This is a genomic window from Flaviramulus basaltis, from assembly GCF_900114265.1.
Classification (GTDB): domain Bacteria; phylum Bacteroidota; class Bacteroidia; order Flavobacteriales; family Flavobacteriaceae; genus Flaviramulus; species Flaviramulus basaltis.
Window position 1 is genome coordinate 51,804 of the sequence record NZ_FPKV01000002.1, and the last position, 22,766, is coordinate 74,569.

21 protein-coding genes and 1 tRNA gene are annotated in these 22,766 nt (G+C 30.4%); 7 read left to right on the top strand and 15 right to left on the bottom strand.

Features of this window, described 5'->3' with window-relative positions; all coding sequences use genetic code 11:
• Positions 1–116: 116 nt before the first annotated feature.
• Complete coding sequence (gene pckA / locus BT151_RS06870) at positions 117–1,742, bottom strand: phosphoenolpyruvate carboxykinase (ATP) (protein WP_072401074.1); 1,626 nt, start codon at positions 1,740–1,742, stop codon at positions 117–119.
• Positions 1,743–1,777: 35 nt separating this feature from the next.
• On the bottom strand, positions 1,778–3,607 hold the full coding sequence (locus BT151_RS06875; protein ID WP_072401075.1) for an SLC13 family permease: 1,830 nt from the start codon (positions 3,605–3,607) through the stop codon (positions 1,778–1,780).
• 275 nt (positions 3,608–3,882) lie between these two features.
• Here BT151_RS06875 and bshB1 point away from each other — a divergent pair, with 275 nt between their 5' ends.
• Together bshB1 and BT151_RS06885 are read left to right on the top strand one after the other, a co-directional pair.
• Complete coding sequence (gene bshB1, locus BT151_RS06880; protein WP_171946619.1) at positions 3,883–4,602, top strand: bacillithiol biosynthesis deacetylase BshB1; 720 nt, start codon at positions 3,883–3,885, stop codon at positions 4,600–4,602.
• Between the two features lie 114 nt (positions 4,603–4,716).
• Positions 4,717–4,792 (top strand) — tRNA-His (locus BT151_RS06885).
• A gap of 82 nt (positions 4,793–4,874) precedes the next feature.
• Here the strand turns inward: BT151_RS06885 and BT151_RS06890 are convergent.
• The 4 genes from BT151_RS06890 to BT151_RS06905 form a co-directional block, all read right to left on the bottom strand.
• The gene (locus BT151_RS06890) at positions 4,875–5,885 is read right to left on the bottom strand and encodes a M28 family metallopeptidase (RefSeq protein WP_072401077.1); all 1,011 of its coding nucleotides are present in this window, start codon (positions 5,883–5,885) and stop codon (positions 4,875–4,877) included.
• 67 nt (positions 5,886–5,952) lie between these two features.
• Complete coding sequence (locus BT151_RS06895) at positions 5,953–7,005, bottom strand: M28 family peptidase (protein WP_072401078.1); 1,053 nt, start codon at positions 7,003–7,005, stop codon at positions 5,953–5,955.
• 127 nt (positions 7,006–7,132) lie between these two features.
• Positions 7,133–7,504, bottom strand: coding sequence for an FUSC family protein (locus BT151_RS06900; protein ID WP_072401079.1), 372 nt, complete (start codon positions 7,502–7,504; stop codon positions 7,133–7,135).
• A gap of 6 nt (positions 7,505–7,510) precedes the next feature.
• Positions 7,511–8,278: a DUF3108 domain-containing protein gene (locus BT151_RS06905; RefSeq protein WP_072401080.1), complete on the bottom strand. Its 768-nt coding sequence runs from the start codon at positions 8,276–8,278 to the stop codon at positions 7,511–7,513.
• Positions 8,279–8,462: 184 nt separating this feature from the next.
• On the opposite strand from BT151_RS06905, the gene BT151_RS06910 reads away from it, so the two are divergent.
• The 3 genes from BT151_RS06910 (at position 8,463) to BT151_RS06920 (ending at position 10,192) form a co-directional block, all read left to right on the top strand.
• Positions 8,463–9,302 carry a universal stress protein gene (locus BT151_RS06910; RefSeq protein WP_171946620.1) on the top strand — a complete coding sequence of 280 codons (840 nt, stop codon included), beginning with the start codon at positions 8,463–8,465 and terminating at the stop codon, positions 9,300–9,302.
• A gap of 10 nt (positions 9,303–9,312) precedes the next feature.
• The gene (locus BT151_RS06915) at positions 9,313–9,777 is read left to right on the top strand and encodes a cytochrome c family protein (protein ID WP_072401082.1); all 465 of its coding nucleotides are present in this window, start codon (positions 9,313–9,315) and stop codon (positions 9,775–9,777) included.
• 76 nt (positions 9,778–9,853) lie between these two features.
• Positions 9,854–10,192, top strand: coding sequence for a DUF4870 domain-containing protein (locus BT151_RS06920; protein WP_072401083.1), 339 nt, complete (start codon positions 9,854–9,856; stop codon positions 10,190–10,192).
• A 178-nt stretch (positions 10,193–10,370) separates the two neighbouring features.
• On the opposite strand, the gene dnaN is transcribed toward BT151_RS06920, so the two are convergent.
• The 6 genes from dnaN to BT151_RS06950 form a co-directional block, all read right to left on the bottom strand.
• On the bottom strand, positions 10,371–11,489 hold the full coding sequence (gene dnaN / locus BT151_RS06925) for a DNA polymerase III subunit beta (RefSeq protein ID WP_072401084.1): 1,119 nt from the start codon (positions 11,487–11,489) through the stop codon (positions 10,371–10,373).
• 173 nt (positions 11,490–11,662) lie between these two features.
• The gene (gene gldG, locus BT151_RS06930) at positions 11,663–13,330 is read right to left on the bottom strand and encodes a gliding motility-associated ABC transporter substrate-binding protein GldG (protein WP_084647897.1); all 1,668 of its coding nucleotides are present in this window, start codon (positions 13,328–13,330) and stop codon (positions 11,663–11,665) included.
• Positions 13,323–13,808 (bottom strand): hypothetical protein, encoded by a 486-nt coding sequence (locus tag BT151_RS06935; protein WP_072401085.1) that lies wholly within the window; start codon positions 13,806–13,808, stop codon positions 13,323–13,325. The genes gldG and BT151_RS06935 overlap by 8 nt, the downstream gene beginning before the upstream one ends.
• Complete coding sequence (gldF, locus tag BT151_RS06940; protein ID WP_072401086.1) at positions 13,805–14,524, bottom strand: gliding motility-associated ABC transporter permease subunit GldF; 720 nt, start codon at positions 14,522–14,524, stop codon at positions 13,805–13,807. Before gldF ends, BT151_RS06935 begins: the two co-directional genes overlap by 4 nt.
• Positions 14,525–14,537: 13 nt before the next feature.
• Positions 14,538–14,834, bottom strand: coding sequence for a putative quinol monooxygenase (locus BT151_RS06945; RefSeq protein WP_072401087.1), 297 nt, complete (start codon positions 14,832–14,834; stop codon positions 14,538–14,540).
• A gap of 18 nt (positions 14,835–14,852) precedes the next feature.
• Positions 14,853–15,746: an SAM hydrolase/SAM-dependent halogenase family protein gene (locus BT151_RS06950; RefSeq protein ID WP_072401088.1), complete on the bottom strand. Its 894-nt coding sequence runs from the start codon at positions 15,744–15,746 to the stop codon at positions 14,853–14,855.
• Between the two features lie 144 nt (positions 15,747–15,890).
• Here BT151_RS06950 and BT151_RS06955 point away from each other — a divergent pair, with 144 nt between their 5' ends.
• Complete coding sequence (locus BT151_RS06955; RefSeq protein ID WP_072401089.1) at positions 15,891–16,844, top strand: PhoH family protein; 954 nt, start codon at positions 15,891–15,893, stop codon at positions 16,842–16,844.
• Positions 16,844–17,791, top strand: coding sequence for a phosphoribosylaminoimidazolesuccinocarboxamide synthase (locus BT151_RS06960; RefSeq protein WP_072401090.1), 948 nt, complete (start codon positions 16,844–16,846; stop codon positions 17,789–17,791). Before BT151_RS06955 ends, BT151_RS06960 begins: the two co-directional genes overlap by 1 nt.
• An 82-nt stretch (positions 17,792–17,873) precedes the next feature.
• On the opposite strand, the gene BT151_RS06965 is transcribed toward BT151_RS06960, so the two are convergent.
• The 3 genes from BT151_RS06965 to BT151_RS06975 are packed head-to-tail and all read right to left on the bottom strand — an operon-like array spanning position 17,874 to position 22,764.
• Positions 17,874–19,802 (bottom strand): OmpA family protein, encoded by a 1,929-nt coding sequence (locus BT151_RS06965; protein WP_072401091.1) that lies wholly within the window; start codon positions 19,800–19,802, stop codon positions 17,874–17,876.
• A gap of 29 nt (positions 19,803–19,831) precedes the next feature.
• Positions 19,832–21,826: an OmpA family protein gene (locus BT151_RS06970; RefSeq protein WP_072401092.1), complete on the bottom strand. Its 1,995-nt coding sequence runs from the start codon at positions 21,824–21,826 to the stop codon at positions 19,832–19,834.
• Between the two features lie 11 nt (positions 21,827–21,837).
• Positions 21,838–22,764 carry a PorP/SprF family type IX secretion system membrane protein gene (locus tag BT151_RS06975; protein WP_072401093.1) on the bottom strand — a complete coding sequence of 309 codons (927 nt, stop codon included), beginning with the start codon at positions 22,762–22,764 and terminating at the stop codon, positions 21,838–21,840.
• Positions 22,765–22,766 lie beyond the last annotated feature (2 nt).

Sequence of the window (22,766 nt, forward strand, 5' to 3'; positions counted from 1 at the left end):
AAAATATCAAGATTTGGAAATAAAGTTTTTTGGTCAATCTAAACTTGCTTTTTTATAAAGAAAGAAAAGATAAAAGGAGCCCAATTTGAGCTCCTTTTGCTTAAATAAGAACCCTATTAAAAGTGTTCGTTTAAATGATGATGCTCATCAATTAAAGGTCCACCTTCAATAATTTGATCTGATGCTTGTTGAGCAAATTTCTCAAAGTTTAAGTGGAAAGAATGTGCTAATTGAATAGCTTTTCCAACATAAGCACCTTTTTGTAACCAAGTATTCATCGGGTCTAAAATCTCTGATGGTACACCTGGACAGTATTTTGGCATATGCAAACCGAAAATAAAGTTTTGTTGGAAATCTACTTCATCTAAATCTCCATTAAGGATTGCAGTAATCATAGCTCTAGTATATTTTAGTTTAATACGTGATCCAACACCATAAGGTCCTGCGCTCCATCCTGTATTTATTAACCATACATTTACACCAGCTTCTGTCATTTTTTTGCTTAACATTTCACCATAAACAGTTGGATGCAAAGGCATAAAAGGTTCTCCAAAACAAGCAGAGAAAGATGGTACTGGTTCTGTAATTCCAGCTTCTGTTCCCGCAACTTTTGCTGTATATCCAGAAATAAAGTGATATGCCGCTTGACCTGGAGTTAATTTAGATACTGGGGGCAATACACCAAACGCATCACAAGTTAAAAAGAAGATGTTTTTAGGGTTGTTTGCATAAAGTGTTTCTTGAATATTATCAATATGGTAAATAGGGTAGCTTACACGAGTATTTTGTGTTATACTACTATCCATATAATCTGGCTCGCCATTATCTTTAAACACGACGTTTTCAAGTAATGCTCCTGGTTTAATGGCTCTAAAAATATCTGGTTCTTTTTCTTCTGTAAGGTCAATTACTTTTGCATAACAACCACCTTCAAAGTTGAAAATTGTGTTATCTGCTGTCCAACCGTGTTCATCATCACCAATTAATTTTCTATCTGGGTCTGCAGATAACGTTGTTTTTCCTGTACCTGATAATCCAAAGAAAATAGCAGTATCTCCATATTTTCCAACATTAGCAGAACAGTGCATTGGTAATACATTTTTTTCAACCGGTAAAATCATATTTAATGCAGAGAAAATACCTTTTTTAATTTCACCAGTGTAAGCAGATCCTCCTACTAAAGCTATTTTTTGAGTGAAGTTGATGATTGAAAAATTACCTTGACGAATACCATAGGCTTTGGGATCTGGGCAAACATATCCAGGAGCACAAAGTACTACCCAGTCTTCTTTAAAGGTCTCTAACTCTTTTTCGCTAGGTCTTAAAAACATATTGTATACAAACATGCTTGACCATGGCAATTCTGTTACCGTTCTTATATTTGTTCTGTACTCAGGCTCAGCACAAACATATCCATCTCTAGCATAAATTTCTTTTCCAGAAAGATATTTAGTGATTTCACTTTTAAGTTTGTCAAAATTTTCAGGAGATATAGGTTTGTTCGTTTTACCCCACCAAACTTTATCTGTAGTATAGTCATCCTTTACAAGAAAACGATCTTGAGGGGAACGACCTGTAAATTTTCCAGTATTAATGGCAAGAGTTCCATTTGCTGTTTCTTTTCCCATTCCTTTTTCAACTGTAATTTGTTGAAGTGCTTCAGGAGATAAATTCCAGCTTACTTTGGCATCTTTTATTCCATATTTTTTTAAATCGGATTGTTTTGTCATAGTTGTTTCCATGTTTACTTAATTTTAAGGTTCCTATTAATATTTATTTAAAATGGCCATATTATTGGCACTAATATTAGAGTTATAATGAAAAACAGAAAGAGTAGAGGAGCACCTACTTTTAAATAATCCATAAATTTATACCCACCAGGAGTCATTACCATCGCATTTGTTGTTGTTCCTATTGGTGTTAAAAATGCGGTTGATGCACTTATAGCAACCACAATCATAAATGGTGCTGGTGACAGGTTTAATGAGGTAGCAGCTAGTATTGCTATAGGCGCCATTAGTACTGCTGTTGCAGAGTTATTAATGACTTGACTAAACGTTGTAGTTAATAAGAATACACCTGCTAATAGTAAAATAGGATGTATTGCTCCTAAATAATCGACTAAACTATTAGCAATAATTTGTGCAGTACCTGTTTTTTGTAATGCTATTCCCATTGGAATCATAGCAGCAATCATAACAACACTTGTCCAGCTAATGCCTTTATATGCTTTTGATATTGGTAGACATCCTGTTAGTAAAACAATACCAGCTGAAATTAATGCAGCTATAGATCCTGGTACAATTTCAAATACCATAAAAATAATCATCAGTATTAAAGCACCTAAAGCGATGTAAGATTTACCATTTAGAGATTCGACGTTTTTAGCCATCCCTTCAGGACTTCCTATAATAACTAGGTTTTCATGTTGTTTTTTTAAATCGTCTATACTTTCCCAAGTACCACGAATTAAAAAGGCATCCCCAGCTTTCACAATAATTTCTTTTTCTTGTAAAGGTTTATTGTTTCTTGATGCCGCTAAAAGTTGTATGCCATAACGTTTAAAATAATCTCCTAATTTATATTTTCTACCTACTAATATGGAGTTTGGATTAACAATAACCTCAGTCATACCAACCTCTTGATTTATTAAATTGTGTTTAAGTTCGTCTGTAATAGGTTCTAGTGGTAAAAGCCCTAATCTAAAAGTAATCATCAACTTATTGATGGCTTCGGTATCTCCTTTTACAGTAATAATGTCATGATAAAGCAAATCTGTAATAGGACTAGGGAATTCTTCAAAAGCAGGCACTCCTTTTAAAACATTTGGATGTCTTCTTTTTATACGAATAATAGATACATTATATGTTTTTTCGAATTGCCAATCTTCAATTTTGGTATTGATTAAAGGAGAAATAGATCTTATACGTAATCTGTAATAACCATTATCAATTTTATAAGCTTCTATCCAATTGTGTAATGTAGATTCAATATTTATAGGTTTATTGTTTGTTTTGTTTTTTGGTAATAGTTTATATCCTATATATCTAAAATATAGTAGGGCTACAATTAATAACGGAACACCGATTAATCCAAATTCAAAAAAAGAAAACCCGTCAAAACCAGCATCAATTAAGGCATTACTAGCTATAATATTTGGAGGCGTTCCAGTTAAGGTTAATAAACCACCTGTGTTAGACCCAAATGCGACTGGCATCAGCATTTTTGAAGGTAATGTACCAATGCTCCAAGCAGAAGAAATAGTAAGCGGAGTTAAAGTAGCTACAGTTCCTGTATTACTAACAAACCCAGATAAAATACCAGCTCCTAAGGTTATAATAACTAATAGTTTTGGAACACTTTTTCCTGCCCATTCAACAAATTTCTTACCAGCTAAGGCTGTCCAACCTGTTTGTGCAATACCTTCTCCAATTATAAACAAGGCAGCAATCATAATAACTGTTGGATTGCTAAAGCCACTTAAAGTTTCGGTGGTATTTAAAAGGCCCGTTAAGTATAAACTTAACATTGAAATTAATGCAACAATATCTGGTGTAAACTTTCCCCAAACAAAGAGACCAATTGTTATAACTAAAATGAGGAGCATTAAATAGATCATATTTTATAATTGTTTATTAGCTTTAGCACTTATTTAGATTACTTATCTATTTTGATGTAAAATTACAGGGCATAATCACTAATAAATATGACTAATGTCATGCTTTATATATGTGTTCTACTTTTAATGAATTATGAAAATTAGACGCTATTAATTACCAATTCTGAAAACGAAAACGTGATAGCTATAGAGAGATTTTAAGTATTCTTAATATATTGTTGTAAATGAACATATTATTGAAATTTAATTATTAAAAAATTTATATGAAATTAGATATTCTTGCTTTTGGAGCCCATCCAGATGATGTTGAATTAGGTTGTGGTGGTACTATAGCAAAAGAAGTTACCAACGGAAAAAAAGTTGGTATTATAGATTTAACAAGAGGTGAGTTAGGAACTAGAGGAACTATTGAAACAAGGCATAATGAAGCCGCAGAATCTGCTAAAATATTAGGAGTTTCAATTAGAGAAAATTTAAGGTTTGCTGATGGTTTTTTTGTTAATGATAAAGAGCACCAATTGGAGGTAATAAGAATGATTCGTAAATATCAACCAGAAATTTTAATTTGCAATGCTATTGATGATAGACATATAGACCACGGAAAAGGAAGCAAATTAGTTAGTGATGCTTGTTTTTTAAGTGGTTTAATTAAAATTGAAACAAAAGATGAAACAGGTACATTACAAAAACCTTGGAGACCAAAATTAGTATACCATTATATACAATGGAAAAATTTAGAACCAGATTTTGTTGTTGATATTTCTGGGTTTATAGATAAAAAAATGGCTTCTGTATTAGCCTATAAAACACAGTTTTACGATGCAAACAGTAAAGAGCCTGAAACACCTATTTCTAGTAAAAACTTTACAGACAGTATTATATACCGAGCTAAAGATTTAGGAAGACTAATAGGAGTAGAGCATGCAGAAGGTTTTAATGTGGAGCGCTATCCGGCAGTAGATAGTTTGTTCGATTTAAAGTAGTTATGACGATTAGAAATTTTATTTTAAAAATCTCTAATAAAATTTTAAAAAAGTCTTTGTAGAAAAGAATGAAAACAATTACATTTGCACACGCATTACAAAATGCAGTTACACGGTGGTTGTAGCTCAGTTGGTTAGAGCATTGGTTTGTGGTACCAAGGGTCGCCGGTTCGAATCCGGTCTTCCACCCAAAAAGTAAAAGCCTTTCAAGAAATTGAAAGGCTTTTTTTGTTGATTTTTTTTAAAGGAACTACTCTTTATTATAATTATAACTAATCAAGTTTAATGCGTTCATCTCGATTAGCTAATTCCCAAGCCGTGTAAAATATTAAGCGTGTACGAGTTTCTAAAAACTCATAATTAATTTTATCTGGTGTATCGCTTGGTCTGTGATAATCTGCGTGTGTACCATTAAAATAGAAAATTACAGGTATGTTGTTTTTGGCAAAGTTGTAATGGTCAGATCTGTAATAAAAACGGTTTGGATCGTTATCGTCATTATAAGTATAGTCAAATTCTAAATTAGAGTGTTTCTTATTTATTTCTTCAGAAATATTATGCAGCTCTTTACTTAGTTTATCAGAACCAATTAAATACAAATAATTTTTACCACCTTCATGTTTTGGGTCTACACGACCAATCATATCGATATTTAAATCTACTACCGTATTTTTTAATGGAAAAATAGGATCTTCATCAGCATAATAACGTGATCCATAAAGACCAACTTCCTCGCCAGTAACATGCAAGAATAGAATTGAACGTTTTGGACCATGACCATCTTTTTCAGCTGCTTTAAAAGCTTCGGCAATTTCTAAAACAGCAATCGTTCCAGAACCATCATCATCTGCACCATTATTAATATCACCATTTTTTGATATTCCTATATGATCTAAATGTGCGGAAATAATAATAATTTCATCTGGTTTTTCAGAACCTTCTATATAAGCTAAAACATTTTCTGAGGCTTTTATATCTCCTTTAAAAAAAGACTCAGGAATTTCTTGAAAGTAGTCTCCTTCTGCTATGGGAGATGGAATACCCGCAGCAACATATTTGCTTTTTAAGAATTCTATTGCTTTTTTTTGACCAGGTTCTCCAGTTTTTCTTCCTTCAAATTCATCCGAAGCATAAGTATAAAGCATATCTTTAAGCTCGTTTGCAGTAATAGTTTTTGCGTAAGTTTCTGGGTTAGCAGGCTTTTGAGATTTGTTTTTATTTTGTGACGAACTACATGATGATAATAAAAGCGTAGCACATAAAAGAATTGCTAAATTTTTCAAGTTTATAAGTTTAAATATTTGAATACGATATTACAAAAATGTATTGACAGAACAGATGTTTTTATTTCTAATTTAACAGTTCGCTATTTTTATCTGTAGTAACACTATGCTCTTGATTGGCTATTTGCCATGCCGTAGCAAAGATAAGTTTTGTCCGTTTTTCCAATAAAGGGTAGTCTATTTTATCAGGAGTATCTGTAGTTTTATGATAATCTTGATGTTCACCATTGAAATAAAATATAACAGGAATACCTTGAAGTGCAAAGTTATACTGATCAGATCTTGAATAGTAGTGATTACTGTCATTTTCTGCATTAAACCTATAATCAAGGTTAATGTTAAAATAGGTGTTATTTACTTTTTCAGAAAGGTAATGCAACTCCTTACTTAATCTATCAGATCCTATTAAGTATATATAATCTTTGTTTTTTTTATGCAACTCATCTACCCGTCCTATCATGTCAATATTAAGGTTAGCTAATGTGTTTTCTAAGGGAAAAGCAGGATGTTTTATATAAAAATCAGAGCCTTGTTTTCCTATTTCTTCTGCCGTTAAATGAATAAATAAAATACTTCTTTTTGGGCCATAACCTTCATTTTTAGCTAGTTTAAATGCCTGAGCCATTTCCATTAGAGCTACTGTGCCAGAACCATCATCATCAGCTCCTTGATATATTTTTCCGTCTTCAGAAATTCCTAAATGATCTAAATGTGCAGAAATAATAATTATCTCATTTGGTTTTTCACTTCCTTCAATAAATGCTAAAACATTTTCTGAACTTTTTGTGTTTTCTGGTAAAAACTTAGCTGGAATTATTTGATAATAATTATTATCTGAAAAAGGAGATATAATATTTTGGTTTTGGTAATAAGATTTTAAAAATTCTGAAGCTAATTTTTGTCCTATTTCACCAACTTCTCTACCTTGAAATTCTTTAGAAGAAAATTTGTAAAGATGTGTTTTTAATTCTTTGGCAGTTATAGTATTTGCAAAGCTTATAACTAAAGTGCTGTCTGATAACTTAATACTGTCTTTTAAATTTTGAATTTTAACAGTGTATTTTTGTGTGGCACAAGTACCTACAAGTACAAATAGAGAGAGAATAAATGGGCTTTTCATGTGTGTATTAAATAGGTTTTATCCCATGTAACTTACAATCAAATCATTCTCTGGGGCAAGAAAACTTTAAGTATGTCCGTTTCACTTAATTAAAAAACAAATATATAAAAAATGAAGAAAATACTTACTATTCAATTTCTAAATTTTCCAATTCTTCATTATTAATTTCTATTTCTTCAATATCTAAATTTTCTAACTCATCTATAGATTCTTCTTCAAGTTTTGTTTCTGTAGCCTCTAAAACTTCAGTACTAGATACTTGCGTTTCTGCAAATATGGCTTTGTAAGTTGTTATGACTAATGCTATAATTGTTAAAAAAAAACTAAACTGAATTATTTTTTTTACTTCACCGGTTTTTTTAGATAGATAAAACGCTATTAAACCAAATATAAGAGCCAGTATAGCAGGAAACACAGCTAAATTTGAAACTGGTAAAACGGCAAGTAAAACGGCAAATATTGATGCTATTATTGCTAGAATTGTAAAAATCTTTTTCATAATATTTTAATTTTTTAAACCTGTAGCAGATTTTATTTTTAACTCACCATTACCAACAGGAATTTTAAATTTACCATAAACAGGGATTTTGTTCTCATCGGCAGTAAGCCATAAAAAATTATTATTTTTTCCTTGAAGAACATTAGATTCACTAGAACCAATAGCTAATTTGTAGCATTCTTTCTTCCCAATTGCTGTTGATATGGTTTCTTTACCTAAATAGGTTATCTTTCCAAGAATTTGTTCTCTGTCAAATATTATAGGAAGTGTTTTGCTTGTTCCAATAGACATATTTGCGAAGTCGTATAGCCTAATATAATACATAGTTGAGACAATATCTTTTGTGCCAGAACCTATGTTTACGGTTTTGTTTTCTACTTGGTTTTTCTTTTTTTTCTGTACAGATTTTACCGTTTTAGTTTTATGACTAAAAGTGTACTTCATGTTTTTGTAATAGCTACCTTCATTAATATCTCTATTATACAAATAAGGTGTTAAGCTTTTAGGACTTACATAACTTTCATACAAATCTCTTATTTTAAAAAAATTGTCCCATTTGCTATAAGTTGTAGCTGTACATTTTAACTTTAAAAGTGTCGTTTTTGATGTTTTTACAGCGCTAGTTTCCATGGTAACTTCTGCCAAATCGTTTAAAATTCCAGACATGTTATAAGAAGCAGTGTATACTAGTTTTTCACCTGCAGCTACTGCATTATTTTGTGCATTTATTGAAATTGAAAATAAAAAAATTAATAAAATAGATATTCGTAGCATGTAGTATTAGTTTTAGGTTATAACGTGCTATTAAGCATTTATTGTGCCGAAAATACAATGCTTTAAATTATTATACTAATTTTTTTATTTTCTAAAAGCATAGCATTTTTAATAAATGATAATTGTCATAGTTTTTAGTGATTTACCATATTATTTTTACTTGAGAACCAATATTGTTTTTTTGATGAAAACTATTTTGCTACCCACAGATTTTTCTAAGAATTCTATTAATGCCATAAACTATGCAGTAAAATTATTTGAGCATATTACGTGTCATTTTTATATTCTTAATGTACAAAAAGCATCTTCATTTATTTCTGATGATATGATGTCTGTTTCATCATCTGCAACAATTTATAATACATTAATAGACGCGGCAAAGAAGTCTATTACAAATATTATAAGCCAAATTGAAAATCACTCAGCAAATAGTAATCATACATTTTATTCTATTGTAGATTATGACAATTTTGTAGATGCCATTAATCAAACTTCTTCAAACCATAATGTGGACTTAATTGTTATGGGAACAAAAGGAGCTTCAGGTTTAGATAAAGTGATTTTTGGGAGCAATACTGTTCGTGTTATGCAACGTTGTGATGTACCAGTTTTAGCTATTCCCGAAGGATGTAAATTTAAAAAATTAGATACTATAGCTTTTACTAGTAGTTTTAGAACTTCATATTTTTTAAGAAATTTAAAACCATTAAAAGATTTAGTTACGGCGTATAAATCAAAATTAAAAATATTGCATGTTATTGAAGATTATAATTATGAAGAAAAACTTAATGAGAACATAGGTTTTTTTGAAGAAAATTTCACTGATGTTATTTTTGATAGAATAGTTACAGAAGAAAAAAATATTTATAACAGTATTCATGATTATGTTATTGAAAACAATATAAAAATGATTGCAATGTTAAGTAAAAAACATCCCTTTTTAATTCGTTTATTTTCCAAACATTCTGTGGAAACATTTGCATTTAAAATTGATATTCCGTTTTTAGTCATGCATAATTCTTAATTGATATATTATGAAAACCATTTTGTATTTTACATTACTGATATTAATTTTTGTTGGTTGTAAAAATTCTGAAAAAGAAAATTATACCACATCTATTAACTTTCTGGTTGAAAAAACTCAAACTCACCCGGGAGAAAAACTAATGAAAGCTCATTGTTATGCATGCCATAATGCTACAACAAGTGAAGAGAATAGGGTAGCACCTCCAATGATAGCTATTAAAAAACGTTATATTTTTAAAGACACTTCTAAAGAAGAGTTTATAAATGATATGCAACAATGGATAAAAAACCCAACTGAAGAAAATGCAAAAATGTACGGTGCCGTAAAACGCTTTGGCATTATGTCTAAAATGTACTATCCAGAAAATATTATTGAAAAAATAGCTGATTATATGTATGATAATGAAATCGAGCAACCAGAATGGTTCGAGGAACATTATAAGGAAAATAGAGGTCAGAGATTTAAAAAATAATTTAACTCTTTTTCAAAGTTTTGTAACATTTTTTGATTTCCTACGTCAAATAAGTATCAATCAAAAAATCACCATCATGAGACAAGACAATCAACTTTTAGTTATCACCCATTTAAGTCAGTTAATAACCTTAGTAACCGGTTTTGGTAGTTTATTGTTACCATTAGTACTTTGGCTTACTCAAAAAGAAAAAGTATACCAGATGGATATACACGGTAAAAATATAGTTAACTTCCAATTGAGCTTAATCATTTACTTTATTATTTGCATACCATTAATATTGCTATTTGGCTTAGGTTTATTAGGCTTTTTAGTATTAGGAGTAGTTTCTATAATTTTTCCTATAGTAAATGCTATAAAAGCGAGTAGAGGAGAGACTCCTACATATCCTTTTACTATTAATTTTATTAGTTAGAATATATTAAACTCTTTATCTCTTAATTTTATTAGTTAGTTTAGTTAGATGAGATAAACAAAAAAAGCTCACCATTATTGGTGAGCTTTTTTAATATTGCTAAAGCTGTAAATCTTTGTTTTGGTTTAGTTGGTAAAAATTGTGGTGTTAAGATTTTGCAATAGCATAAAAATAATAATTAACTGTTTAACATTACAGGCATTACTAGCATTGTAATATGTTCACCTTCGTCAAGACCATCAATAGGTGTTAAAATACCTGCTCTATTTGGCATACTCATTTCTAATTGTACATTATCAGAACTTAAGTTATTTAGCATTTCAGTTAAAAAGCGTGAGTTAAAACCTATTTGCATATCATCACCTTGATAATCACAAGTTAAACGTTCTTCTGCTTTGTTACTGTAATCGATATCTTCTGCTGAAATGTTTAATTCGGCACCTGCAATTTTTAAGCGTATTTGGTGAGTTGTTTTGTTTGAGAAAATACTAACACGACGTACAGAGTTTAAAAATTGATTTCTATCAATTACCAATTTGTTAGGGTTTTCTTTAGGAATTACCGCTTCGTAATTAGGGTATTTCCCATCTATTAAACGACAAATTAATTCTGAATTGTCAAAAGTAAATTTCGCATTAGATTCATTATATTCAATAGTTACATCATCTTCATTAGTTGCTAAAATTCCTTTTAAAAGATTTAAAGGTTTTTTAGGCATAATAAATTCGGCAACTTGATTGGCTTTTATATCTTCTCGAGTATATTTTACTAATTTATGAGCATCGGTTGCAACAAAGGTCAATCCTTCAGTTGAAAACTGAAAAAACACACCACTCATTACCGGGCGTAAATCGTCATTTCCAGCAGCAAAAATAGTTTTACTTATAGCTGTAGCCAATACATCTCCAGTAACAACTGTTTTACTTGGGTCTTCAAGTTCAACAGCTTTAGGAAATTCATTTCCATCAGCGTAAGCTAAAGCATATTTACCATGGTTAGAGCTAATTTCAACAGTATTGTTATCCTCTATAACAAAAGTTAAAGGTTGCTCAGGAAATGTTTTTAAAGTGTCTAAAAGTAAACGCGCAGGTATTGCAACGCTTCCTTTACTATCACTTTCTACATCTAAAGTAGATGCCATTGTGGTTTCTAAATCACTAGCTGAAACTGTGAGTTTTGTGTGGTCTAATTCAAATAAAAAATTATCTAAAATAGGTAAGGTATTTGAGCTGTTAATAACACCACCTAAAACCTGTAATTGTTTTAATAAATAAGTACTTGATACTATAAATTTCATTTGTTGAATTATATTTTTTTAGAGGTTACATGTAACATTTATATGGTAATTCTAAATGCAATAAATGTATTTAGGTATAAATGTTTCATATAATTTACTTAGTTTTAATTGTAAATATACTACTTACAAATATATCCCATACAGTCTATATTTGGAAACAAACTTATTAACATTTAGGAGGTGTGTTTTTTCTTCCTTAGGTAATTAAATACAAATCCAAAAACACCCAATAATATTAGTGGTAATGCGATGTTTATAAGCTGCCACTTGGTTTTTTGCGATGCTATTTTTTGCTGATCTAAAAAGGCAACGGCTATTTCTTTTGACCGAATGTTTATAAGTCCACCATCGTCTAATAGGTAATTAACGGTATTCAATAAGAATTCTTTGTTGCCATAGGTTTGTCCGGTCCATCTATCAAAACCTAATTCTTGTGGCGCATTTCTAATCACATCATTCTTTATAACATCTCCATCGGCTATAACTACCATTTTTGTTGGGACGCTTTTGTTCTTGTCTTCTAATAGTTTAAAAGGTTTTACGCGATTACTATAAACAGAATTGAATTCGCCTTCCAACAACACAGCAAGTGTTTGATTTCCCTTATTGAAACTTGTAGGATCTTGCTCTTGAGTAACTACGTTTAAACTAACTTCTCGTGGTGTACCTTCTAGTTTTGTAAGTGGTGCAGATTCAAGTAGAATAGTCTTTTTAATACTATTTTTAAGGGTATCAATTTGATTGGCAAAATCAAACTTAACTAAGTTTAAATTATTGACAATGGGATGATTATTACTTGATGAGGCTAATGGCGAATATGGCCACCTTAAATTTTGAAACTGAGATTCACTACCACTGCCCATAGCTAGTGTAATAGGAGCAGAGTAGAGCGAACTTACCATAACAGGGTTTACTCGAACACCATATTTAAAAAAGAAATCGGTTAAGTTTAAGTCTCTAGTTATTGCGAAATTTATACCTGTGTCATTATAAAGACTATCTTTTTCTATAGCTACAGCATCAATTAGCCAAAGGCTTTTACCACCATTCATAGTATACTGGTCTAAAACAAATTTTTCTTCTTCAGTGAATGTTTCAGTTGGTTTGGCAGATATAATTAAATCGAAACTATTTAAATCTTTTAATGTTTTTTGTGGATTCGTAGAAACACTATCTAATGTAAAAGGTGCAATAAAATAATATTCTCCAATTTTTTTAACAAAATCTGCAATGTATTTATCTTCAAGTTGTTTGTTGCCTTTTAAAATAGCAATTTTATGTTGTTTTGGTCTGGTGAGTTTATTAAACCCATCTGCAAATGCATATTCTAAATGTTGCACAGAATTACTAACCAAATCTTGTTGAGATGCGCCAATTTTATTTTTTACTAGCGGAATAATGACAGTCTGTTCGTTATAACTAGCTAGTGCCCAGGGGAAAATAATGGCTTGCGAAGATTTACCATTTTCTTGTACACTTAATTGCATAGGTGTTAAGCCACTTTGAGTGAGCTGTTGTATTCTTAACTCACGTTTTGATTCATCTTCTAAAGGATTAATAAAATTAAAAACAATGTTTTTATTTTTTGCTAAAAATTCTTCAAGTAATTGTTTTGTTTCATTTTGAAGACGTCTAAATTCCGATGGAAAATCATCTCCTTCTAAAAAGACATCTATTACAATTGGAGATTCAATATCCTTTATAATATTAATAGCAGATTCATTTAGTGTATAACGTTTATCTGTTGTTAAATCAAAGCGCTTGTAAATTTTACTGCTTATATAATTTATAGCAATTATACCTATTATAAGGATTAGTATGTGTTTTAAATTTTTATTCAAAAGTTTTTTCTAATTGATATTGTTTAATTGTTTTTACTCTATTTGTATTAAATACAATTTCAATACATTCCTGCATATTATTTAAAGCACCGGGTTTAAAACCTAAGTTATAATTCCATTTTTGTGGCGAATTTGCTTTGAGTGAATCGTCCCAACCAAACCATTCACTTTCACCTAAAAGATTCTTGATATCTTTTTTTGTTTTACCAGCAAATAAATTTTCATCGATAATATTATTACTCATTTCGTAACGTAAAGATGGTTTTTTTAACCATGTTTCAGCATTAAAATACTTTTCATGATGGTAACTACTAAATATGTTTAAAAAGGGGTAGAATAAGTAAAAGTAAACAATAGGAGTTAGTACTAAACTAATTAAAAAACTAAGCCATTTACGTTTATCTATAGTGTTAGTAAATAGCCAAACGAGTATAAATACTACAGATAATAAAACAATAAATAGAGGTGTGTAAATCATTTTGCTTCTTTGTTAATATTTAGTTTTGTTAATATTAAAAAGAAAATGGTGATGCTTAAAAAGTATAAAATATCTCTTGTATCAATAATACCCCGACTCATACTTTTATAATGATTACTCATACCTAATTGATCTATAAAATTACTAGAAGTAAATTCAGATATACCTTCAAAACCAATATAAAACAGGAAGCAAATAAAAACGGCAATGATGAAAGCTACAATTTGATTATCTGATAATGTTGAAGCAAAAATACCTATAGCGGTATAAGCAGCAATTAAAAAAAGTAACCCAAAATAAGATCCAATTGTACTACCAATATCTAAATTCCCAACAGGATTTCCTAATTGATAAACGGTGTAAACATAAATCAATGTTGGTAAGAGCGCTATAAGTATTAAGATAAAAGCACCAAAATATTTACCTAAAACAATGTTTAAATGCGATATGGGTTTAGTAAGTAAAAGCTCTAAAGTCCCTTGTTTTTTTTCATCAGAAAAACTTCGCATGGTTACCGCAGGAATAAGGAAAATTAGTATCCAAGGCGCTAATAAAAAGAAAGATGATAAATCGGAAAAACCATAATCAAGAATATTAAATTCGCCTTTAAATAACCATAAAAACAAACCATTTAAAACTAAAAAAATAGCAATGACTAAATAGCCAATTGGTGATGCAAAAAATGAGTTTATTTCTTTTTTTAAAATTGCTAGCATTTGTTGTTTTTAATTAATCTAAAGTCTCAAATTTTTCAACACTCCAGGCTTTTGCTGTTTTACTAAAAAGAGGTTTAATGTTAGACCAGACCATTTTAAATAGTTCAGATTTTCTATAACCTTCTAAAGCTTCTTCAGATTCCCAATAGCTATAAGTAAAAAAAACCGTAGGATCATTTACATCTCTATATAATTCTAAAAACAGGCAGCCTTCAAAATTTCTAATTTTTTGTTTAGTTACATCAAAATTAGAAAGAAAGGCTTCTATATTCTGTTTGTAAAATCCCATTTTAACTATTCTTACTATCATAAATTGATGTCTTTTTAATTAATAGTCACTAGCTTTTGAATAATCCTGAGGTATCTCCATTCCTTTAGGAATGATGGAAGATGGTATGAAGTGAACACTAACAGAATCCATTAAACCTAAGCCTAATAGTGTAGATGCACTACCCACAGTATCGCTATTACTTTTATAAACTGCAATTTCTAAAAAATTACCCGAATTAAAAACTACCAATTTTCTACCTTCATCGTGTCGTTTATTTTCAGGAATTTCAAAGTTTACAATATCACTGTATTTTTGATGTATTTTTTTAAACGTATAGTTACGTGCAGAAATTTCAAAATTACGTCCTTTTTGTATGGCTTCAAAAAAGTTACGCTTAATATTAGTTACTACATTTCCGTAATTATCAATGTATATAATACTGCCAATAATTTGAGTTTTATCATCATTTACATATGGCACTATGTTTTTTATTGGTTTTATTTCTGGTATGTTTTTACCAATTACTTCCAATGTACCACCACGAGCAATATGGCAAGCTACTTTTACAAACACATCCAATACAGGAAAACTGGTTTGTATTTTATCGTGGATATTAATTTCAACAATTTTTTCTGGAGCAATTTCAGAGCAAATCATACTCATAATTCCATTATTTGCACAAATAAAATAATGATCATCTAATTTAACAGCAATATGTTTATTTTCTGCATTTATTTCAGAATCTATACCAATAATATGAATAGTACCTTTTGGAAAACTACTATAGGCATTTTGAATAATATATGCTGCTTCAGGAATATTAAAAGGCGATACTAAATGTGAGATATCAACAATTCGAACATCAGGTAGTTCACTGTGAATAGCACCTTTAGTTGCACCAGCAAAGTAATCTTTTTCACCAAAATCGGTGGTTAATGTTATTATCGCCATTGGCAAAATTGTTGATATGTTTTTAGTAAAAGGTCACCCAAATTTATGTATTTTTGAGTTTCACACAAAACTAATAAATCATTTGGTCTGAATAAGTATAAATTTCAATTAATCAAATGAAACTTTAAAATAAAACTTACGCCTTTGAACGAAATCATAATTGAACTTGAAGAGATTACTCCAAAAGAGTTTTTTGGAGAACAAAACACCAACATTGAACTACTAAAAAAATACTTTCCAAAACTTAAAATTGTAGCAAGAGGTAATAAGATTAAAGCCTTTGGTGATGAAGAATTACTTGAAGAATTTGATCGACGTATCACCATGTTATTAAAACATTATGCTAAGTACAACAAACTTGATGAAAATACTATTGAGCGTGTTTTAACAAGCCAAAGTAGCGATGATTATACCACTTCAAAACAAAGTGGAGAAGTTATTGTGCATGGTGTTGGCGGAAAACTTATTAAAGCGCAAACGGCAAACCAACGCAAAATGGTTGAGCTTATGCGAAAAAACGATATGGTTTTTGCTATAGGTCCCGCAGGAACAGGAAAAACTTATACAGGTGTGGCTTTAGCGGTACAAGCTTTAAAGAACAAAGAGGTTAAGCGTATTATTTTAACACGACCAGCAGTTGAAGCAGGGGAGAATTTAGGTTTTTTACCAGGTGATTTAAAAGAAAAGTTAGATCCGTATATGCAACCACTTTATGATGCGTTACGTGATATGATTGCTCCAGAAAAATTAGCACTTTATATTGAAAATGGCACCATACAAATAGCACCTTTAGCTTTTATGCGTGGTCGTACATTGGATAATGCTTTTGTTATATTAGATGAAGGCCAAAATACAACACATGCCCAAATGAAAATGTTTTTAACACGTATGGGTAAAAATGCGAAGTTTTTATTAACAGGAGATCCTGGTCAAATAGATTTACCACGCAGAACCATTTCCGGATTAAAAGAAGCCTTATTGATTTTAAAGAATGTAGAAGGTGTTGGAATGATATTTTTAGACGATAAAGATGTGATACGTCACAAATTGGTTAAAAGTGTTATTGAAGCTTATAAAAGCATTGAAAATAGAGAGTAATGAGTAGTACCATAATAGACACAAATTTCAATTTTCCAAACCAAAAAAGTGTTTACAAAGGAAAAGTAAGAGAAGTATATAATATTAACGATGAGCAATTAGTAATGATTGCTACAGACAGACTTTCAGCTTTTGATGTGGTAATGCCAAAAGGTATTCCATACAAAGGTCAAATATTAAATCAGATTGCCACAAAAATGATGGCAGCAACTCAAGATTTAGTGCCTAATTGGTTAACCGCCACACCAGATCCTAATGTAGCAGTTGGGCATTTATGTGAACCGTTTAAAGTTGAAATGGTAATTCGTGGTTATATGTCTGGTCATGCTGCACGCGAGTACAAAGCAGGTAAACGTTTACTTTGTGGCGTACCTATGCCAGAAGGTATGAAAGAAAACGATAAGTTTCCAGATCCAATAATTACGCCTGCCACAAAAGCAGAAATGGGAGACCATGATGAAGATATTTCACGTGAGGATATTTTAAAAAGAGGTATTGTTAGTGAAACAGATTATTTAGTTTTAGAAGATTATACTCGTAAACTTTTTAAACGTGGAAGCGAAATCGCAGCAAGTAGAGGATTAATTTTAGTGGATACTAAATATGAATTTGGTAAAACTAAAGATGGTAAAATAGTGTTAATTGATGAAATTCACACACCAGACTCTTCGCGTTATTTTTATGCAGAAGGTTATAAACAACGCCAAGAAAATGGAGAGTCACAAAAACAATTAAGTAAAGAGTTTGTACGCCAATGGTTAATAGCAAACAATTTTCAAGGTCTAGAAGGACAAACCGTACCTTTTATGAGTGATGAATATATCGCAACAGTTAGTGAACGTTATATTGAACTTTACGAAAATATTACTGGAGAAGAATTTGTTAAAGGCGATGTTAGTAATATACAACAACGTATTGAAGACAATGTTTTTGAGTATTTGAAGTAATTTTATCTTAATATAATAAACAAAAAAGACCTTTATAAAAGGTCTTTTTTGTTTGCAGAAATTTTAAAATTTTACGACGTTATTATTCCATTTTGATAACAATAAACTGAGTACGTCTATTTTGTTGATGTTCTTTTTCGGTACATCTTATGGTGCCATCACATTTATTTACTAAATTCTGTTCACCGAAACCTTTATATTCAGTAATCCTTTCAGGATTAACACCATGATCAACTAGATATTTATAAGCAACAATAGCTCTTTCCTTAGATAATTTTTCGTTGTATTCTGATGGTCCTCTAGAATCGGTGTAAGACTCAATTTTAATAGTCATATTTGGATATTTATTCACCATAAGGCCAACAATTCTATCTAGTTCTGAAGTTCCATCTTTTCTTATATCAGATTTATTAAAGTCAAAATATATAGGATAAAACTCTGCAATTTGAATGACTTCTTTTTTCTTCACATCTTCATTCAGTTCAAAATCTGCAATAATACTTTTAGTATGCCTTTCAATATTTTTTGATGTTACAGGTTTGCTACTCTCTATATAATTATCTTTTTTAATGTTAAGATTATAGTCAGCATCTCTATCAATAATCATTTCATAATAACCATTTTCGTCTGTTTCAACAAAGGCAATGTCGTTACCATCTGTGCTTAATAAAGTTACCACGGCATTTTGTATTGGCTCATTTGTTATAATATCTGTTGCTGTACCTTCTACTTTTAATTGTGGAATTCTATCATATGCATAAATATCGTCGCTACCAATACCACCATTTCTATTTGAAGCGAAATAACCCGATAACCCATCAGAATTCATAAAGAATGAAAAATCATCTTTACTAGAATTTACTGGCACTCCAAGATTTAAAACATTTATAATTTTGTTGTTTTTATCCGCAACGGTTCCGAAAATATCTAATAAGCCTAATCCTGGATGTCCATCTGAAGCAAAAAAGAGAACCCCTTCACTATTTACAAATGGGAATTTTTCATTTTTATCTGTATTTACAACATTTCCTAAGTTTTGTGGTGTTCCAAAAGAACCATCATTATTAATATCTACGTAATAAATATCAGATCCGCCATAACCTCCAAACTTGTTTGAAGCAAAATATAATTTGGTTTCATCTTCGTTTAATGCAGGATGTCCATTTGAAAAATCGTTACCATTAAAAGGAAGCTCTTCAATGTTTTTCCATTTATCTTCAACTAAAGATGCCTTATATATTTTAAGATTAGTAATACCTTCTTCATCATTTCCTAAAATATTTTTAGTGAAATTGGTTCGAGTAAAGTACATGGTTTTACCATCTTTAGTAATGGTAAGAGGTCCTTCGTGGTAAACCGAATTAATATTGCCTTTTAATTTAGATTTATGATCTACAATAGTATCATTAGCACTTTTGTTTGTTACATAAATATCAAGAAAAGGTTCATTATTCCAACCATAAACATGTTTTGTTGAAACACCATTATCTCGTGAAGACGCAAAATAAATATTTCCATTATGCTCATAGGCTCCAAAATCACTATATTTTGAATTGAAGTTTACATCGTTTAAAAAATACTGTTGTTTAGCATTGAAGATAGAATTGATAAAATCGGAATCTTTTAAAAAAGCTTCGTCATTAATTTTGCCACCTTCATTTTTAAAGCGCTTCATCCAAACACGATACGCTTGATAATCTTTAACCCCTCTTAATGCCTGTGCGTAATTATAATAATATTCAACAGGTACATGTTGTTGTTTTACTGCTTTTTCATAATATATTACAGCACTATCAGGGTTTCTCATAAAAGCATAACTATCGGCTAACTGTCTAGTAGCATAGTCTGCGTTATAGTTTTTATCTATAAGATTATGATAAGCTTCTGCAGCATTAACAAAAGCAAATTTATTAAATAGATTATCGGCCTTTTTTAGTGCACCATTTTGAGCAGAGGTAATAAAACTAATGATTAGTATGATACTTGTTATGATATAGTTTTTTAATTTCATGGGGTCTTTTTTAATTAAAAAATCTTGTACTATTCCATTTTAACCACAATAAATTGGGTACGTCTGTTTAATTGATGTTGTTCTTCTTTACAGACTACGCCATCTGCACATTCATTAATTAATTTACGTTCTCCATAACCTATATATGATTCAATGTTTGATGGGTTTATACCTTTTGAAATTAAATAGTTATAGGTTGATTTGGCTCTATTGTATGATAGTCTATCATTATATTCTGTAGTTCCACGAGAATCTGTGTGAGCTTCAATTCTAATAACCATTTCAGAATAATCAACCGTCATTAGTTTCACTATTTTATCCAATTCTAAAGCATATTCTTTACGTATATTATACTTTTCAAAATCAAAATAAATAGGGTTGAGTTGCGAATTTTTTACGTTTGTGGAATCGCCATCAACTTGATTTTTTTCATAATCAAAATTCTCCGTATTTAAATTGGCTAGCTTAACCACATCAGGCTCTGGATTTAATAACAGGTTAGCATTAATTGTTATAAGTTCTGTTTGAATATTTTTTGATGTAAATGTGCGGTAATCATCTATATATTTATCTTGACTTGCAACAATTTTATAATCTTGATTTCTATCAATATTTATTTGATAATACCCATTTTCATCTGTTTCCATGTAAGCAACTTGGTTGTTGTCTTTGTCATACAAAGTGATTTTGGCATTAGGTACTGGATTTGAATTAATAGCATCTGTTACAACGCCTTCAACATTTAATATAGAAACTCTATGAAATGCATAAATATCGTCACTACCACGACCACCTTGACGATTTGAGGCAAAATAGCCTGTAATTCCATTTGGATTCATAGAAAAAGAAAAATCGTCTGCATTAGAGTTTACTGGAGTACCAAGGTTTATAACATCAACAATACTTTCTTCATCTTCTTCACCTTTTATAGTGGCAAAAATATCTAATAAGCCTAAACCTGTATGACCATCTGAAGAAAAGAATAAAACACCTTCATTATTTATAAATGGAAAACCTTCTGCACTTTCTGTATTTACAACATCTCCAAGGTTTTCAATATCTAAAAGCGTGCCGTTTGGATAAATATTTATAACCCAAATATCTGAACCTCCTTTAGTTCCAGGTCTATCTGACGCAAAATATAACTTTGTATCATCAATATTTAAAGCAGGATGTTGAGTTGAAAAGTTATCTCCATTAATTGGTAAATCTTCAATATTTGTCCATTCACCATCTACTAAAGTAGCACGGTAAATTTTCATATTGGTTAATCCTTTTTTGTCTTTAACCTCAATATCTTCATTAAAGTTATTTCTTGAAAAATACATGGTTTTACCATCTTTAGTAATGGTTACTGGTCCATCATGATAAATTGAATTGACTTCACCTTTTACTTTATCGGTATGATCTGCATTTTTTTTGGAGTTAACATCAGTAACGTAAACATCTAAAAAAGGTTGTTCATTCCAGCCATATACTCGTTTTATGGCAACACCTTCATCTCTAGAAGAGGCAAAATAGACTTTGCCATTTTGTTCAAAAGCTCCAAAATCACTGTACTTTGAGTTAAAGCGAACCCTATCTAAAAAATATTGCTGTTTTGCCCCAAAAACACTAGTTATAAAATTGATGTCTTTTGAAAAATCATTAGCATTTACAACACCTCCAGAATCTTTATAACGTTGAAGCCAAACTTGAGAATCTTCATATTTTTTAATACCACGCAGCGATTGCGCATACTTGTAATAATATTCTACAGGAACATTTTTTTGATTAACTACATTTTTATAATACCTAGAAGCGTTTCTTGGGTCTCTTAAAAAAGCATAACAATCTGCAAGTTGCCGTGTTGCATAATCCTTATTGTAATTATTATCTATAAGCTCTCTATAAACTTTGGCAGCTTTTATAAATGAAAATTTATTGAATAAAGTATCGGCTCTTTTTTGTTTTCCTTGTTGAGAAAACACTGAAAAACTTAGCATTAATGCAATACAAACTAATATGTAATTTTTATTTTTCATTGAAAACTATATTAGAAATATCTTGGCGATTTTAATTTAGAACTTAAGAATTTAAACTCGTAAATAAGTAATATTTCGTGAGTACCGGTTGTGTAATCTGCAATTTCTGAAATTGGTTTTTCATAAGCATAACCTATACGTAATTGTCTGGACACTTGAAAATCTGCAATACCTCCAATAGCGGCTGTTTGCTCATTAATTCTATATGATCCACCTAACCAAAACTTTTCATTAAATAAGAAATTTGCAGTTAGATCATATGAAATAGGAGCACCATTAGTTGCTTTTATTAATGCAGCAGGTTTAAATTTAACTGACTTACTCAAATCTATAACACCTCCAGCTGTAAAATAATAACTAATACGTTCTAATGCTTTAAAATCACTTTTATTGCTTGTATCATTATTTAATATTCTTGGAGTTGATAAACCGGCATATATTCTATTGGTACTCCAATAAATACCAGCACCTATATTTGGTGTCCATCTATCTTCTGTACCGTAAATTAATGGATCGTTTATATTAGATTGATCTGAACGAAAATCAGTATCAAAACTAAATTGTGTAAATCCTGCTTTTAAACCAAAGGCCAATTTACCATCTGTACCTGTTGGTAATGAATATGAAAAGTCACCGTATAAATATGTGAAATTTTGAGGTCCCAAATCGTCTTCAATAAAAGATAAACCTAAACCAATTCTATCATTTCTTAAAGGTGTGTGTATAGAAAGTGTCTGTGTTATAGGACCACCTTTAAAACCAACCCACTGGCTTCTATGCAGAGCAACAATGCTTAAAGCTTCTCGGCTCCCAGCATATGCAGGGTTTACAGAGATTGTATTATACATATACTGTGTGAATTGCGGTAATTGTTGCGCAATTCCAACTGTACAGCTAAACAATGCAATAGCAATTATGTTATGTTTTATAAATTTCATAG

Bases quoted from the DNA above. Each gene is read 5' to 3' on its own strand.
- pckA (WP_072401074.1), bottom strand. From the start codon at position 1,742: ATGGAAACAACTATGACAAAACAATCCGATTTAAAAAAATATGGAATA.
- gldF (WP_072401086.1), bottom strand. From the start codon at position 14,524: ATGCTAGCAATTTTAAAAAAAGAAATAAACTCATTTTTTGCATCACCA.
- BT151_RS06965 (WP_072401091.1), bottom strand. From the start codon at position 19,802: ATGAAATTAAAAAACTATATCATAACAAGTATCATACTAATCATTAGT.
- BT151_RS06975 (WP_072401093.1), bottom strand. From the start codon at position 22,764: ATGAAATTTATAAAACATAACATAATTGCTATTGCATTGTTTAGCTGT.
- BT151_RS06935 (WP_072401085.1), bottom strand. From the start codon at position 13,808: ATGATTTACACACCTCTATTTATTGTTTTATTATCTGTAGTATTTATA.
- BT151_RS06950 (WP_072401088.1), bottom strand. From the start codon at position 15,746: ATGGCGATAATAACATTAACCACCGATTTTGGTGAAAAAGATTACTTT.
- dnaN (WP_072401084.1), bottom strand. From the start codon at position 11,489: ATGAAATTTATAGTATCAAGTACTTATTTATTAAAACAATTACAGGTT.
- BT151_RS06915 (WP_072401082.1), top strand. From the start codon at position 9,313: ATGAAAACCATTTTGTATTTTACATTACTGATATTAATTTTTGTTGGT.
- BT151_RS06875 (WP_072401075.1), bottom strand. From the start codon at position 3,607: ATGCTCCTCATTTTAGTTATAACAATTGGTCTCTTTGTTTGGGGAAAG.
- BT151_RS06960 (WP_072401090.1), top strand. From the start codon at position 16,844: ATGAGTAGTACCATAATAGACACAAATTTCAATTTTCCAAACCAAAAA.
- BT151_RS06920 (WP_072401083.1), top strand. From the start codon at position 9,854: ATGAGACAAGACAATCAACTTTTAGTTATCACCCATTTAAGTCAGTTA.
- BT151_RS06900 (WP_072401079.1), bottom strand. From the start codon at position 7,504: ATGAAAAAGATTTTTACAATTCTAGCAATAATAGCATCAATATTTGCC.
- BT151_RS06905 (WP_072401080.1), bottom strand. From the start codon at position 8,278: ATGCTACGAATATCTATTTTATTAATTTTTTTATTTTCAATTTCAATA.
- BT151_RS06945 (WP_072401087.1), bottom strand. From the start codon at position 14,834: ATGATAGTAAGAATAGTTAAAATGGGATTTTACAAACAGAATATAGAA.
- BT151_RS06910 (WP_171946620.1), top strand. From the start codon at position 8,463: ATGAAAACTATTTTGCTACCCACAGATTTTTCTAAGAATTCTATTAAT.
- bshB1 (WP_171946619.1), top strand. From the start codon at position 3,883: ATGAAATTAGATATTCTTGCTTTTGGAGCCCATCCAGATGATGTTGAA.
- BT151_RS06895 (WP_072401078.1), bottom strand. From the start codon at position 7,005: ATGAAAAGCCCATTTATTCTCTCTCTATTTGTACTTGTAGGTACTTGT.
- BT151_RS06970 (WP_072401092.1), bottom strand. From the start codon at position 21,826: ATGAAAAATAAAAATTACATATTAGTTTGTATTGCATTAATGCTAAGT.